General features: G+C 40.9%; 11 protein-coding genes and 1 pseudogene. 5 read left to right on the forward strand and 7 right to left on the reverse strand.

Annotation, left to right across the window (positions count from 1 at the left end):
* Nucleotides 1-723: 723 nt before the first annotated feature.
* Nucleotides 724-3,279, reverse strand: coding sequence for a TonB-dependent receptor plug domain-containing protein (locus M3O96_RS10710; RefSeq protein WP_249720524.1), 2,556 nt, complete (start codon nucleotides 3,277-3,279; stop codon nucleotides 724-726).
* A gap of 110 nt (nucleotides 3,280-3,389) precedes the next feature.
* Here M3O96_RS10710 and M3O96_RS10715 point away from each other — a divergent pair, with 110 nt between their 5' ends.
* Together M3O96_RS10715 and M3O96_RS10720 are read left to right on the forward strand one after the other, a co-directional pair.
* Nucleotides 3,390-4,241 carry a sugar phosphate isomerase/epimerase family protein gene (locus tag M3O96_RS10715; protein ID WP_249720526.1) on the forward strand — a complete coding sequence of 284 codons (852 nt, stop codon included), beginning with the start codon at nucleotides 3,390-3,392 and terminating at the stop codon, nucleotides 4,239-4,241.
* Between the two features lie 54 nt (nucleotides 4,242-4,295).
* Nucleotides 4,296-5,678: pseudogene (locus tag M3O96_RS10720) on the forward strand (sulfatase family protein).
* A 202-nt stretch (nucleotides 5,679-5,880) separates the two neighbouring features.
* Here M3O96_RS10720 and M3O96_RS10730 read toward each other — a convergent pair.
* On the reverse strand, nucleotides 5,881-6,327 hold the full coding sequence (locus M3O96_RS10730) for a hypothetical protein (RefSeq protein ID WP_249720531.1): 447 nt from the start codon (nucleotides 6,325-6,327) through the stop codon (nucleotides 5,881-5,883).
* A 514-nt stretch (nucleotides 6,328-6,841) separates the two neighbouring features.
* Between M3O96_RS10730 and M3O96_RS10735 the strand changes: the two genes are divergently transcribed.
* From M3O96_RS10735 to M3O96_RS10745, 3 genes are read left to right on the forward strand one after another with little or no spacing between them, the layout of a single operon-like run.
* Nucleotides 6,842-7,201, forward strand: coding sequence for an Hpt domain-containing protein (locus tag M3O96_RS10735; RefSeq protein ID WP_249720533.1), 360 nt, complete (start codon nucleotides 6,842-6,844; stop codon nucleotides 7,199-7,201).
* Nucleotides 7,194-7,973, forward strand: coding sequence for a LytR/AlgR family response regulator transcription factor (locus M3O96_RS10740; protein WP_249720535.1), 780 nt, complete (start codon nucleotides 7,194-7,196; stop codon nucleotides 7,971-7,973). Before M3O96_RS10735 ends, M3O96_RS10740 begins: the two co-directional genes overlap by 8 nt.
* Nucleotides 7,970-10,219, forward strand: a complete 2,250-nt coding sequence (locus M3O96_RS10745; RefSeq protein ID WP_249720537.1) for a tetratricopeptide repeat-containing hybrid sensor histidine kinase/response regulator — start codon at nucleotides 7,970-7,972, stop codon at nucleotides 10,217-10,219. The genes M3O96_RS10740 and M3O96_RS10745 overlap by 4 nt, the downstream gene beginning before the upstream one ends.
* Nucleotides 10,220-10,273: 54 nt before the next feature.
* Here M3O96_RS10745 and M3O96_RS10750 read toward each other — a convergent pair whose 3' ends face one another.
* The 5 genes from M3O96_RS10750 to M3O96_RS10770 form a co-directional block, all read right to left on the reverse strand.
* Nucleotides 10,274-11,080 carry an alpha/beta fold hydrolase gene (locus M3O96_RS10750; RefSeq protein WP_249720538.1) on the reverse strand — a complete coding sequence of 269 codons (807 nt, stop codon included), beginning with the start codon at nucleotides 11,078-11,080 and terminating at the stop codon, nucleotides 10,274-10,276.
* A gap of 327 nt (nucleotides 11,081-11,407) precedes the next feature.
* On the reverse strand, nucleotides 11,408-12,229 hold the full coding sequence (locus tag M3O96_RS10755; protein ID WP_249720540.1) for a sugar phosphate isomerase/epimerase family protein: 822 nt from the start codon (nucleotides 12,227-12,229) through the stop codon (nucleotides 11,408-11,410).
* Between the two features lie 36 nt (nucleotides 12,230-12,265).
* Nucleotides 12,266-13,405 (reverse strand): PDDEXK nuclease domain-containing protein, encoded by a 1,140-nt coding sequence (locus M3O96_RS10760; RefSeq protein WP_249720542.1) that lies wholly within the window; start codon nucleotides 13,403-13,405, stop codon nucleotides 12,266-12,268.
* Nucleotides 13,406-13,567: 162 nt separating this feature from the next.
* A complete protein-coding gene (locus M3O96_RS10765) occupies nucleotides 13,568-14,023 on the reverse strand; it encodes a nuclear transport factor 2 family protein (protein WP_249720543.1) in 456 nt (151 codons plus the stop codon).
* 48 nt (nucleotides 14,024-14,071) lie between these two features.
* Complete coding sequence (locus M3O96_RS10770; protein ID WP_249720545.1) at nucleotides 14,072-15,472, reverse strand: aminopeptidase P family protein; 1,401 nt, start codon at nucleotides 15,470-15,472, stop codon at nucleotides 14,072-14,074.
* Nucleotides 15,473-15,731: the final 259 nt, after the last annotated feature.

Consider the following 15,731-nt stretch of genomic DNA (forward strand, 5'->3'; position numbering starts at 1 on the left):
TCTACTGATTTCTCATTACCGTATCAATGACAGATTTTGGTGGGCGTCACCCTGAGTTTTTAATAATTTGCAAATGTTCAGAATGGGGAATGACATTTTGGAATATTGAGGTTCAATAGGAATAAGCCCATTCATAAATAAATGCCGAGTAAAAATCGGCTTTAGCCAAAACAATGAGATTGGATTTATGAAGGTTGATAGGATTTGGCTAAAGCCGTGGAGATCGGTGCTTTTATTTCCCCTCCAGCTAAAGCAGGAGGAAATTTAATCGAAAAAATAAGTTTTATTGAAATTAGAATCAAGATACCCCAAGCTCCGGTGATGTCATTGGTAGTGAACTGAAGGGTCTCTAATAAATGAAATCCTTCAGTTCCCGAAGAAAACGGGACAGGCAGTACCTCCTTACCAATGACGTAATAGCAATTTACCCTTCGACAAGCTCAGGGACCGGAGATTCGGTGTTTATAGGGTTAGGAGGAAAAAGCGGCTGCGCCGCTTTTTCCTCCTAACCCTTCTCCCAAAAACAACCTCGGTGGCCGATCCCGATCGCTATCGTGGACGAGGCCAATTTGTTCCCATTAATGTCATTTCCCTTTCTGAACATTTTGATAATGTTGAATTCGCGAAATGACAAGTTGAAGCTCTCAGCCCAATTAAACTGCAAGAAACATCAAGCTTTGGATTAGACTTATCCTAGTCATCTCGACGAAGGAGAGATCTTTTCTAAAAATTCACCTGATAGGAAAGTGTAAATGCCCTTGACGGTAACCAGGTGGATACTGCATCAATCCCTGATGAATAATAATTGTCATAGTATTCAATATGCTCATCAAATTGCCAAATAGGCCTTGTGCTTAGCCTTGCTTCAGGATCTGCGGCGGAATACGAAGTGATGAAAAACAGGTTATTTGCTATCAGGGAAATTCTGCTTGACACTTTTTTATTTTTGACCAAAAAATCCAAATCCCTCGAAACTGACAAGTAATGCAGTGAAATAAATCCGGATTCTTCGATAAAGTAACTGCTGAACCTGTTAAAATCAGTCAGCCCGTTATCTTTTAGGATTTGATGAGAGGTAAGTGCATTTTGATTGAAAAAATTTACGCCTCCATACCTCAGGTTGGTTTCATTGGCATTGATATGCCCAAACACTCCCTTGAAAAACGCATCCAAATGCCATTTTTTCCATTGCACCTGATGGTTCCAACCCATCCACCATCTCGGAACGGTTTGCCCTTGGGGCACATAATCAGTCCTCCAATCCTGTTGGTTATTGTCCTGTTTCAAGATCCATTGTCCAGTGTTGCGGTCTATACCCAAATACTCAAGCGCCCGGCCTGTCCCTATTGGCTCGCTAGTCCTAAGGGTATTGTATTGGGAAAGCGGACCAAATCCTGCAACTCTTGTCTCCCCAATGTCATATCCTTCGAGACTCGTGAATTCAGCATCCAAATCTTTCCACTCCGATTTGAAAAAGGTGGCATTGATACTGCTTTGGTAAAATACATTACCGATTTTTACTGCATTTAACCCGATAACCCACTCAGAACCTCTATTCCTTATCTCCCCAAAATTCTGGTAAGTATTGGGATAGTAGGAATTTCCAGCTGAATAATCCCAGTCATATGCACGCATGAGGTTGATAAAATCCGAGGAACGGCTCGTGAACAACCTCAGTTCAGCAAATAATTTATTGTCAAGAAGGGAACCTCTTCCACCTATTTCCCATTGATGGGTATCTTCCCATTTCATATCTGGATTGGCGAAGTGGGTGAAATTAACATAAGGCTCAATTTGTAATATTGTTTTGCTCAGTCCGGTCCGATCCGGAATCAAACCGGTATGGGAATAAGAAGTAAAAACCAGGAATTTTGAACTGAGACTGTATTTCAGATCCATCCCGAAAAATTGTCCCCAACCTGCATTTTCACCCAAATTAGATGAACTTTCAGGTTGGTAGAGGAAGTCAAAGTATAATCTTTCCTTCCAATTGGACTGCACGAAAAAACCCAAGGCATTCAACGTATATTTACCGATTTGGGGATTTAGTGTTTGCTCCACGACAGTATTCTCTGGTTCAAATGGCCGGATTAGATTGGTGCCGGATTGGTCATAAGAAATCTTTTGGGAGGTAAAACGAACACCCGGATTGAAAGTAAAGTCGTCAATTTGAATTAAATAATCGGATGAAAACTCCATGTAAGTTCGGTCATCCTTTCTTGTTTTATTCCTCTGAAAGGTTCCCGCATCATTGCTCAAACCTATGATTCCGTCAAAGTAGAATTGGTCTTTTATTGTCCCTACTTTGCCTATCCTTCCACTGATTGTCCATTGTGGAAAAGGATTGGCAGTAATATTTGCCTGAAACATTTCCATTTTGGAATCCAATGTGTTTTGATCCGCATTCATTCTCAACCAGGGATTTCCTCTAAACCCTGTGTAAGTATTGACTTGCTGATCCAATGCCAATGTCGGATTCATTCCCACCGCTGCCTGAAAAAAATCGGTATTGCCAATTTCAGAATCTCTGTCCACAACCAATGTCGAAACTCCTACTTTGACTTTGTTTTTCAAAAAAGAATAATCAAGGGCCCCATAAACACTTAATTGTTGGAAGCCGGTCTCCTTTTGGATGCCTTCCACATTGCGGTGACTGAGGATTACTTTGGAATTCAAATTCCCCGTCCGGTATCCGAGTTTCAGGCCGGTATTGGTTGACCAAGCTGTTTGTGTCAACGCTTCCAACCAATCCGTATCGCTGTTTCCAAAAAATGTCCCCGGCGGTGCCTGATTCCTATATTCCTGTGCATTCAGGTTGTCATACGGTCTTTGGTAGTTTTCCATGCTGACATTTTGAAGAAAGGTTACCGAAAGCCCTTCCCTCCCATTATTGGAAATGGTAGCATCAAAAACTCCGGCGGCAGCTTGCAAACCCATTTGTGCCAATTGACTCCCTCTGCGAACACTCATCGAATCTATCAGAAAAGGATCTACCATATGCCAAGCCAAACCGGGCATTCCGTCCAACATCAGCATCGGCTGCATTCTGTTCTTGAAAGTATGGTACCCACGGTAAATCATATCAAAGTTGCCGTTTGGATTTGATCCCGGTCTTGAGACCAAGAGTCCCGGAATCTGACTCTGTATGGCCTGCGGCAAAGAAAGAATCAAGCCCTGATTGAATGGTTTTTGCTCCATCCTGAGGCTGTCAGATTCTTGGGCTTTGAGTGCAAAAGCAAATTGTAAAAGACCAATTGAAATAATCAAAAACCGAAGCATTTTTATTTGGGTTTATTTTGGGAACTGAAATTAAATATAGGCTTTTTAGTTGATTTTTTTCACAAAGAAGTAATTTGAATTTCTTATTTTTAGCAAAACCCTATTAACCCATGAATAAAATCGGATTTAATGTTTTGGCTTGGTCGGCAGCAATGTCTGATGACCTCAAACCAATTTTGGACAGGCTGAAAAAAATCGGCTATGATGGTGCTGAGTTTTTTGTAGGCTCTGACGATATTCCTGCCTACAAAAGGATCGGGGAGCATTGCAAAAATATTGGTTTGGAGGTTACTACGGTTTTTGTCTTAAGCCCGGAAGAAAACCTCGTCAGTCCGGATAACGATGTCCGCCAAAAAGGCCTCGAAAAAATCAAGTGGACCATCGACCGATCGCATGACTTGGGTTCGCAGGTGCTTTGTGGCCCTTTCCATTCTGCTTTTGCTACTTTTACCAAAGCCGCCCCTCAGGATATCGAGTATGCGCGCAGTGCAGAAATCCTCCATCAGGCGGGAGATTATGCCGCACAGGCAGGAATCCTGCTGACACCTGAGGCGCTCAATAGGTTTGAATGCTACCTCTGCAATACCATGGAGCAGCTTTCACACCTGCTGAAGATAGTCAACCATCCCAATGTCAAAGCGATGTTTGACACCCATCATGCCAATATGGAGGAGAAAAAACTTGGAGAAGCCATACACCGCATCTCACCTTACCTTGCCCATTTCCACATCAGTGAAAACGACCGTGGCACGCCGGGTTCCGGACATGTGCCTTGGGACGAGACTTTTGCTGCTTTGGCTGCGATCAAGTACAAAGGATGGCTGACCATCGAAGGATTCACGAGAAATGATCCTGATTTTGCCAATGCAATTGGGGTATGGAGGCAGTTTTCAGAACCTTGGGAAATGGCGGAAAGCGGTTATCGATTTATTAGGGAAATGGGAGAAAAGCATGGGCTGTAGGTATTTGTTATGCAATGACTAGACTTTGGTAATTTCACAATTACCCAAAAAAATATGGGAAGAATTCCGATTTTAACCATCGCTTTTATTCTAAGCTTAGATCTCCTTGGTTTTTCTCAAGATGACCGGCCCAATATCATTTTCATCCTCACAGATGATCAAAGGTGGGATGCTTTAGGATTTGCAGGGAACGATTTAATCCACACCCCTGAAATGGACCGACTTGCCGCAGAAGGGATATTTTTTGAAAATGCATTTGTAACCACCCCCATCTGCGCGGCGAGTAGGGCCAGTATTTTGACAGGAACTTACGAGAGGACACATGGTTATACTTTTGGGCAAGGGGAAATCAAACAGCCATTTATTGATCAATCCTATCCTGCAATGATGAGAAATAGCGGTTATCAAACCGGCTTTTTCGGGAAATTTGGTGTCAATTATTCCGGTTTTGAGGGGCTTTTTGATCTTGGAGAGAATTACGACAGGTTGGATCGCTACAAAGATAGAAGGGGCTATTTTTATAAAACCCTCGGTGTGGATACGGTTCATTTGACCCGCTATACGGGCCAAAAAGCCATTGAGTTTATCCGCCAAACTTCCCAAGAAAAGCCATTTATACTTTCTTTAAGTTTCAGTGCCCCGCATGCCCACGATCCGGCAGAGGAGCAATATTTTTGGGAGAAGGAATTTGATTCATTATATGCAACACAATATTTTCCCGAGTCTCCTTTAAGTGATCCGGAATATTTTGAGGCGCAACCTACCTATGTTCGGGAAGGTGAAAACCGTAAACGTTGGCATTGGAGATTTGACACAAAGGAAAAATACCAAAGGAGTATGAAGGGATACTTTAGGATGATTTCTGAAATTGATCATGAAATCGGGTTGATAAGGGAAGAGTTATCAAAACAGGAAAAAGATAAAAATACAGTTATCATTTTCATGAGCGACAACGGTTATTTTTTGGGAGAGCGCCAACTGGCCGGAAAGTGGTTGATGTATGATAATTCCCTCCGGGTTCCGATGATCATTTACGATCCCCGATCCGTCCAAGGCCGAAAAGTAAAAGACATGGTTTTGAATATTGATATAGCACCGACCATTTTTGACTTTGCCGGTCTTGATATTCCAAAATCTTGGCAAGGTCTAAGTTTAGCCGGATTTTTAGAAGAAAACAGTCCTGATTTCGAGCGGGAAGATTTTATATGCGAACATCTTTGACAGGTGGATATTATACCGCCAAGTGAAGGCCTTAGGACCGAAGACTGGAAATATTTCCGCTACATCAATGATCCTCGGCATGAGGAATTATATGATTTGACATCAGATCCTTTGGAAAAGAATAACCTTGCCTTGAATCCTGCATTCCAAGAGCGATTGTCGGAAATGAGGAGAAAATTTGAAAATAAAGAAAGCCAAATAAAAGCTTGGAAATAATATTGGAAAAAATTTACCGATTTTTTTCTCCGGCAAAACAACTCCCAAGATTAAATTCTTCAAATCAAACAGTCAGGGTTAAACCTTGGATTTTCGGAAAATCCAAGGATACTACCGTGGTCTGATTTTTCAAGCTTTGAAAAACAAAATAAAAAAAGGCCTAAGCTAAAAGACTTAGGCCTTTGGTATTTTCTAAAAATTCCTATTTACATTCTACACTCTCATTAAGCACTTCAGCCGTCAACTCCCCGTTGGCATTTACAGTTATATGGAAGGTTACTTTATATTTATAGTTCGGGGCTTTCCCCTGCCCTATAAGCAAGGTGGAAATAGTGACAGTTTCATTAAATCCCTTCGAACCGTTGATAGTTTGATTGACGGTCTCATTTGCCTGATAAGCTGCTCCTGATGTTTGTCCCACACCAGTTGCTTTCAAATTGTAATGGAATTTTGACATCACGTTCCCACTTTTGGACTCAACAAAATTGGCAACCACATGAATTTCTCCCTCCAAATCAATCAGTTCTCCACAAAAGTCAAATGTGCCTCCAAAAGGGATTCTTCCCTGACTTGATTGAGCGATTGCCTGACTGGTCAGCATTAGTCCCATTGCTGCAACGAGACTAAGAATTACTAAATTTCTCTTCATTTTTTTTTGTTTTTTGGGTTAGAATTTGTTTAAATTAAAATAAAAGGTAATCGATAAAATATAATTGATAATTCAAGTAATCAGGATGTTGTGGTATGTAGAAGCGTCAGACTTTATTGGTATCTTTTTTTAAGAAAATGAAAAAAAAGCTAAGGAAAAGTCTATTGTATTTATTTCAAAATATGGTAAATCGTGAAGTATCAGAGGAATTGTATACCCGTTTTATTGGTATGATTTTACCAATAAATTTCAGCTAATACCAGAGCTACTTATCCAATGACTTATTATTGACCGATCGGTTGATCAAGTGGCGTTATGTAGCAGATTTTACCGTTGGATTATTCACTTAGCATTTTACTATGATTTCAATTATCTTTAGTTTGTGTAAAAAAACCGGATTGAGGGGGTCAAAAAATTTTTTCAGAAATATGAACTAATCCTATCCGTGATTTCAAGTAATCAGCATCAGATTTTCAGTGCTGTTTAAATAAAATACTGCCAAAAAAATAATTGGATGGATTTCAGCACTTCCTATATTGACCTATCAAATGTGAGGACTATTTCAAGGGGGGATTCCCAACGAATGGAGAAGTATATCCGGCAGTTTTATGAATTGATTCCTGAAAGACTGGAATTATTAAAAAAAGCTCTTTTGGAAGAAGATAGGGTTCAGATTCGTCAAATTGCTCATAAAATGGCCCCACAGTTGCAGTTTTTTGGAGTTAGAGAAATCAGTAATCCCATCAAAAGACTGGAATTGGAATATATCAGCATGCCTAAAGAGGAATTACATGAATTGGTATTGCGAATAATTGCTAAATTGGAGGATGCCATAGCCGAAGTTTCTACTATCTTAAAGCATCATTTTGAATAAGGATTCAAACATACCTGCCCACATCACTTGTGCGATCATTGATGATGATCCTTTTATCTCTGATCTCCTGATGGATAAGCTTACCCAACACTTTCCCGAAATCCAGGTGATAGCTGTTGCAAAAAACGGGCATGAAGGAATTGAGAAATTAATGAAATTGAGACCCAAAGTGGTCTTTTTGGATGTGGAAATGAACGACATGACCGGCTTTGAAATGCTTTTACAGCTGCCGGAAATCTATTTTAAGACGATTTTTATCACCTCTTACAGACATTATGCGATTAAAGCCATCAGGTTCAATGCCTTGGATTATTTACTGAAGCCTATTGATCTTGAGGAGTTGAAAAATGCCATATCCCGATTTAAAAAGCAAGACATGCAATCTTCTCTTGCAGATCCCATCCATCAGGCTTTGGTGAATTTTTCCACGCTAGATGTAAAAGAACATGTCCTTACCCTTAATATTCATGATGGACAATTGAAAATTGCCATCAAAGATATCCTTCATATCCAAGGAGACAGAAACTACAGTCAGATTCACCTAGCCAACAAAAAAAAAGAGGTCGTCTCTAAAACCCTTTCAGATTTGGCCACAATCCTAGATGGACATTATTTCTTTAGATGCCATAAATCCTACTTAGTAAATAGATACCATGTGCAGGCTCTTGTCAATAATTTTTCCTTAATGCTATCTTCGGGTATTACCCTTCCAATTTCCAGAAGACAAAAACAGCCTTTTCTAGATTGGTTTTCTGAAAAAATGTTACCATGAAGAGAGCGATATTTGTTTTTTTTATCTTTTTAACTTTCTCTGTTTCGGCAAAGGAGGATGAAGATTTTTTCAAAAAAATCGAATCCCTAACCTCAGCAATCAATCAGGCTAGAAAATCAGGAGATTTAGAAAAGGAAATCGAGTTACTGTATGAAAGGTTTCAACTGAACACCATAACACTTAACCACAACCAATCCTATGTTTGGGGATTGGAACTTGAGGACTTGATAGATCACCACGAGGACCTGGAAATCGTCAAAAAGATAAAGCAGCCATATTTTTCTCGGATGGGTTGGCTTTTCAATACTTTTAGTGAATATGAAACCAGCATCGAATATTACCAAATATCGGTTGCTATCGCCGATCAGGAGGGAAACGTAGAGGCAAAATACAAGGATTTAGGAGCTATAGCTTTCACCAAGTTTTTGCTCGGGGATAAAGAAAAGGCACTTCATCAACTGGATAATCTTATGCAGGAGGTTCTGGCCCTTGGAAATGACAATTTGAAGGCCGAGATCAATTATCGCTTTTACACGGTATGGGTAGAAAGTGACCCTAAAAAAGCATTGGCATATGCCCATGAGAGTTTGAATACATCCGATACCCAAAATCTATCCCATCGATTGACCACTGTGGGAAATTGCTATGCACAGATGGGGGAATTGGACAGTGCACTATTCTATACCAATCAAGGATTGCAACTGGCCAAGGAAAACGTATTTTATACACAGGAGTCCAATGCACTCATTTTGCTTGTGAGTATTTATTCCCAATTGGGGGATTTCGAAAAAGCGCTGGAAAATTTTAAGGTATACCATATGCTTCAAAACGATGCTATGGCTTTCCAATCCGGTATGAAACTGATGACCATCAACCAAAAAACCCTTGAGGAAAAGCTGATGCTTCAGGAATCTCTTGCAGAAGAAAAACTCATCAATCAACGGGTATTACTCTGGATATTTGTGTTTTTCACGCTCATTTTGGGGATAATTCTCTTCCTGTTGTACAAAAAAATCATGCTGACCAATCAACAGAAAAAAAGAATTGAGGAAGAGAAAATCAGAGCAGAACAATCCGAACAGTATGTGGAACAGTTTCTTATCAGTCTTAGCCACGAAATACGAACACCTATGCATGCAATTTCCGGAATGGTCAATGCCTTGTTGCGAAATCCTGAATCAAACTTTAAGGACGAATACCTGGAAGCCATGCGCATCAGCTCAGACAATCTCCTAATCTTACTAAACGATATTTTGGATTTGGCTAAAATTGAATCCGGTAAGATGCAGCTTATCCTTGAGCAATTCAAGCCGGTACAAGTGGCCATGGGAGTGATTCATTTGCTCAAATTCAAGGCATCGGAAAAAGGTTTGGAACTTGCAGTGGATGTAGCTGAGGATTTTCCTGAGAAGATGGTTGCCGATTCTTCCCACCTATCTCAGATTTTGATCAATCTATTGGGCAATGCTATCAAATTTACCGATCAGGGGAATATAAGGCTCATCATGTCTAAAGTTGGAGAATATGCCCGGTTCGTAGTTCAGGATACCGGAATTGGGATTCCTGAGGAAAAGCTCCAATTGATTTTCAATAGCTTTGAGCAACTTGGGAAAGAACAGTCAAGAAAATATGAGGGAACAGGATTAGGACTGAGTATTTCAAAAAAGCTTATTGAACTTCAGGGAGGGAGAATTTGGGTGGAAAGTGAACAGGGAAAAGGAAGCAGGTTTATTTTCGAACTTCCTATCCATAGTGAGCAAATAAATCTTTCTGATGCCAAAATCATTCCTCAGTTGGACCTTAGAAGTTTAGGAGAAAAACTCAAAGGAATCCGCATCTTACTGGTAGATGATGATGTGTTCAATATGATGGTGGTACAGGATGATCTTACCTTTTTTATTCCTGAGGTTTCCATTATCGTGGCTAAAAGCGGTGAGGAGGCTTTGCAGCATTTTGAAAAGAGTGATGTTGATCTGGTGTTGATGGATATCCACATGCCTGGAATGGGTGGCATCGCCGCAGCAAAAAAAATGAGGGACTTGGAATCCCTGGACAAACCCGGGAAAAGAACTCCTATAATTGCGATAACTGCAAATATTGTTCATTCAGAGATCAATAAATTTATGAACTCAGGTATGGATGACTATATTCCCAAACCTTATAAGGTTGAGGAGATTTTAGGGATCATTAGCCACTATTTTCAAATGGATTTATCTAAAATTTCTATAATAAATTTTAAAAAATAAAATTATCAGTTTTTAACCTAAAGAGTAGAATGAAAAATTTTTAATCAGAGACAATCAACCCTGATCCTTTAACCAATCCCCAACCCTTTCATTAAAATCCTCCATATTTTCCCAATGGAAAGCATGCCCACTTTTTTTATAGATATGCAATACTGATCCGGGAATTCCGGCCGCCACTTCCTTGGTCATCCAAACAGGCGTAAAAATATCCTCTTCGCCTCCCAATACAAATACCGGGCAATTCACTTTTGCCAAATCCTCCAGCACATCATGCGTCACACAAGCCGCAGCCTGTCCTTCCAATCCGATCAGCGGTTGGGGATTGGGATCCAAAGCGGCATTTTTCCGGTCTTCCAAAAGACCCGCGTGAAATTCCTCATTGTCCCAGGATTGCTTGGAAAAAATCAATAACTGGATATAAACACTGAACTCCTCAGGTTTCAATCTTGCTTTGCAGTCCTTCATATGTTGGAAAATCGCCTTGGCAGCATTGTCACAGCGTGCCCAGGGACACATCAGCACCATGGCTTTGACCCTTGTGGGAAAATGGATCGCCATCCGTTGGGCGATGATGCTTCCCATGGACACGCCGGCTACTTTGACCGCACCCAAACCCAAGTGATCCAACACGCCGATGCAGTCCTGCGCCATCTGAAGGGAAGTATAAGGACCTGCAGGCTTGTAGGATTTGCCGACTCCCCTGTTGTCCACGAGGATACAGCGGAAGGATTTGGCCCAATGGGCGACGTGTTTTTCCCAGACGCTTCCCGGGGCAGTGATTCCCATGATCAGGAGCAGCGGTTCTCCAGCACCTTTTTCTTCAAAGTAGATGTTGGTTCCGTTGGTGGTGATGGTTGGCATTTTTTATAAAAGGGTTATTGGTTATTTGTTATTTGTTAATGGTTGTAATTGTTCTAGTTGTTCTAATGGTTCCGCAATATCAGACAGGTGTAATTGTTTTAGCTTTTGTCGATGTTTTCAGATTGCTGTAATTTTCAGAATGTGGCCTACCGTCCTGAATCTTATGTCTTTTGTCTTATCTCTTCTTGTGGGTGTTTCTTGCCTCCTGACTCTCGCTCTCCTACGTACCTTAACCCCCTCTTATGTCTTCGCCAACATCGGTCATCGGTCATCCGACATTTTCCCAGTCTCGCTTCTCGTTTCTCGTTTCTCGCTTCTCGCTTCAACTCACAAACCCGGAGCAAGCGTTTCCTGGATCCATTTTCCGTCGTGCAAAGTGACAAAATCGGGATCTTCCAAGGCTTCTTTTCCCTCGTCTTCACAGATGATCCAGCCTGCATAGCCTATTTCCTTGAGCCATTGGGTGATTCCGATCAGGTCGACTTTTCCTTTTCCCATCAGGGCAAATTCCGGATTTCCATCCCAATCTTTGTAATGCACATGGTTGATCATGGATTGGTATTCTTTCATTTTGGCAAGGGGATCCATGCCGCCGTTGATGATGTGGCCGACGTCGGGACACCAACCTGTGGCAGACAGGTCAAGTCCTTCCAAGATCACTTTGTAATCGTCTTCTGTCCTTGTGATGGATGTATGGGGGGAATTTGGGTGGAAACTGCTTTCTACCCCTTTTTCTTTGGCCCTTCGGGAAACAGTGTTCACGATATCTGTCAGGCTTTTTCTGCGCTGCACGATGTCATGCCTACCGGTAGGAATCTGAACTGTACAAAGGACCGAGCCTGGAAACCGCTGCAGCAAATCGATCGCATTGTCTGCGACCTTCCGCTCTTCCTCAGTTTCTTCTTTACCGTTCCAGTCCAAAGCCAAAGCTACCGCAGCCAGTTCAATACCCTGTTCCTTGAGTTTTTCTTCCAACAAAACCGGATCAGACAATTTGCCCATCCAGGAAAAAATAGGTTGGATCCCGGTAAAACCGGCTTTGGCAATGATCTCGATCATATGTCCCAACTGGTCTTTGTAGGTTTCCCCGTTGTTGTTCATATACCAGGTATAGACCTCAGCACCGAATTTGAATGGTAGTTTTTGCATGGTTTTGTTTTTGAGGTTTTGATGATTATAAAGCGCCTAACTGTTCCATTTTTGTAATTCATTGGTAATAAATGCTTCAAGTATTTCCTTTTTGGGCAATTCGAGAAGGTATTTGGAAACGAATAATTTGTTGTCCATTCCAGTGGTAGCGAATTCTACCAACGCTGTGTTTTTGTGGGTTACCAATAGTATCCCAATCGTGGGGTTATCATCACTTTGCATCATGTTGGCTTTGTAATAGTTTACATAAGTATTGAGTTGTCCAATATTGTGATGGTTAAAGTCTTCTACTTTTAGCTCTACCAGAACATGGCATTTGAGGATCCGGTGGTAAAATACCAAGTCAATAAAAAAATACTCATCTCCGATCAGGATTTTCTTTTGTCTGGCTTCGAGGCAAAAACCATGTCCCATTTCCATCATAAAATCCTGTAAATGGTCAAGCAAGGCTGATTCCAAATCATTTTCCTCTACCGCATCTTTCGCCTTCAATCCCAAAAATTCAAATGCATAGACAGATTTCACGATATCAGAAGGGTTGGCGATTTCTGCCTTTTGTTGGGTGATTTCGCTGAGCATTTCAGGCTTGATGCTCATTCCACTTCGTTCGTAATACAGGCTGTTAATTTGGTGTTTGAGTTCTCGGACGCTCCAAGTGCCTTTGATGCATTCGAGTTCGTAGAATGAACGTTTGATGTTATTTTCTATAGTAATCAGTTGTTCAATATGTGTATAGGATAATGACTGTACAATGATTGACCCTTTTAATTGAAATTCAGTTAATTGAAATTCGGAGGTCAGTGACCCCAAAATTCTCAATTGTGAATCAAGATTTTCATTTTTCTCCAATTCGGAGGTCAGTGACATCCGAATGGGAGAGTTTTGTATTTGACTTGCAACTAGAGGTTCTATTTGGGGATAGTAGAGATAAAATAACCTAAAGTTCCTAAAAGTACGTTCGTCTAATCCTTTTATCGAAGAACAACTTTTCGCAAGATTAGCCAATAATTTTTTACCGTATTTAGCTCTTTCTTCTCCCTTTTGCTCGAACTCTACAATATAATATCCAATCAGCCAATTTCTAAAAGTTAACGACACATTAACTGCTTTGGTAGCTTGCTGCTGAAAGTGGGAATGGGTTTGCTCAATGGTGGTAACTAAATAATTGAAATTCATTATAAGATTGCTTTAAATTTTCCCCAAATCGAATTTTTCATTTTTTTTAACTGGCAGACAATCATAATCTTTTTGACCTAACCGTTAAAACTATACTAATTTATATGTAAGCGTCACCAAAGTCATAGGCAATCTTTTAATCTAATTATAAACCTTAAATCATCACTTTCCCTTCAATTCCTCATCAGGAATTGCCATGGTATGGTTGGCCAAAAGCTTATACTTTCCCTTTTCTTTGACATAGGTCCGCATAAAGTGGTAGGTAACCGGACTTTTTCCCCTATCCACCACTGTGTAGCCACTCACCACAGCGGTATTTCCCAAAATCACCACCTTTTGGTCACGTGAAACCCTTCCTCTTGTATCGTTCGGCTGACCGGCTTGAATCCGCTTTGCCTTGGCCACGACCGCTTCTTTTCCATCAATCAGACTCGCATGGTTGTGAACCCACACAAAATCAACTGCTAGCAGGTTGGACAAAAAATCAACATCAGATTCCAAAAGGGCTTTTTCCCATCCAAGGTCTAGGTCGATAAGTTTTTGATGATCTTGGGTTTGGGCAACTGATGATAATATTAAGAGGCAAAAGACAAAGGAGGTTAGGATAGTTCTTTTCATGGTTTGGAAATTGGCTATTTGGTTATTGGTCCCGATAGCTCGGGAGGGTTATTGGATTGCTTTTCCTCTGATATTTTCAACATCCATGATTTCTAGTGGTAAAGGTTCGCCCAATAGCATTGCGCCGGTATCTGTAATCACAAATCCATCTTCGACTCTGATTCCGCCAAAATCCCTGTATTGTGCAAGTTTTCCATAATCAATAAAACTGCTGTGCAGATTTTCTGCATGCCATTGATCGATCAGTTTTGGGATAAAATAGATTCCGGGTTCGATCGTGACACAATAACCCTTTTCCAGTTCCTTGCCCAAGCGGAGAGACCTCAGGCCAAATTGACTGCTCTTTTTCAGTTCATCTGTATATCCCACATATTCCTCACCCAAGTCCTCCATATCGTGCACATCCATACCCAACATATGTCCCAAACCACATTGGAAAAACAAGGCATGGGCTCCCATACTCACTGCTTCGTCCAAATCTCCCTTCATGATCCCAAGTTCTTTCAGCCCTTCCGCGAGTTTTTTACAGGCCAAAAGGTGAATTTCCTTGAACTTTACGCCCGGTTTTAAGGCAGCGACAGCGGCATGATAGGCATTCAGAACAATCTGATAGATTTCTCTTTGGCCATCAGAAAATCTTGATCCCACAGGAATGGTCCGCGTAATGTCGCCTGCATAATGTGAAGCTGATTCTGCACCGAAATCCCCCAAGAGCATTTTTCCCTTGGTCAAGGTATTGGAATAATTGTGGTTGTGAAGAATCTGTCCGTCAATGGTAATGATGGGAGGAAAAGACAAACTTCCCCCTGAGTAAATCGCTTCACCGGTCACCAAGCCCAGGAGTTCATATTCCTTCATTCCGGGTTTGGCAGCTGACATTAATTTTTGGTGCATTTTTACGCTGATGTTCACCGCTTTGGTCAACTCCCGGATTTCCTCATCAGACTTTATTGATCTCAGGGAGACCACCGATTTGATAAACTCCACTGAGACAAGGGAATGAATCTCTTTAAGGGATTTACCAAGCCATCCGGCAAGTTTTTGAAAATTTTCGGGGCGATAAGGAGGTAGGAAATGAATTCGCTGATTTCTGACAGATGTCAAAAAACTACCTATCTCACTTTTTGATTTGGTGTAACTCATTCCAACTTCGCTTGCCAACTCTGACAAAGGTGGATGGGAACCTTGCCAAACCGTTTCTTCAACAGTCAAATTATCACCAAAGAGGATTTCAATATCCTGATTGATATCAATGACAGCAGTGAGACCCGGCATTTCCAATCCAAAAAAATAAAAGAAAGTACTGTCCTGTCTGAAAGGATACCAGTTGTCTTTGAAGTTGATACTGCTTTCTTCATTTCCCAAAAAAAGGAGGACTCCGGAGCCTATTTTTTTCTTTAACAGGTTTCTTCTTTCTTTATATGTTTCTTTCGAAAAGGTGGTTTGCATACTTATTTCTTTGACCCAAAATCAGTTCCCATCCAAGATAGAAATTACATTTTAGCAATTCAAAAACCAATGATAAAATCCCTCCACCTACTCCATGAATGGTCAACAGACAATCTTTTCTTCAGATCAACGCCTTGGTTTGATCCACAAACCTGCAATGTCAAAAAACCGCCACCCGACCGGATTAAAACCCAAAGGTTTTTCATTTCAAGGAATTTAATTTTACCAAATACAATAAATTGGTTAAAGAATTTGGGGA

The sequence above is a fragment of the Aquiflexum sp. TKW24L genome, from assembly GCF_023502205.1.
In the GTDB taxonomy this organism is placed as follows: domain Bacteria; phylum Bacteroidota; class Bacteroidia; order Cytophagales; family Cyclobacteriaceae; genus Cognataquiflexum.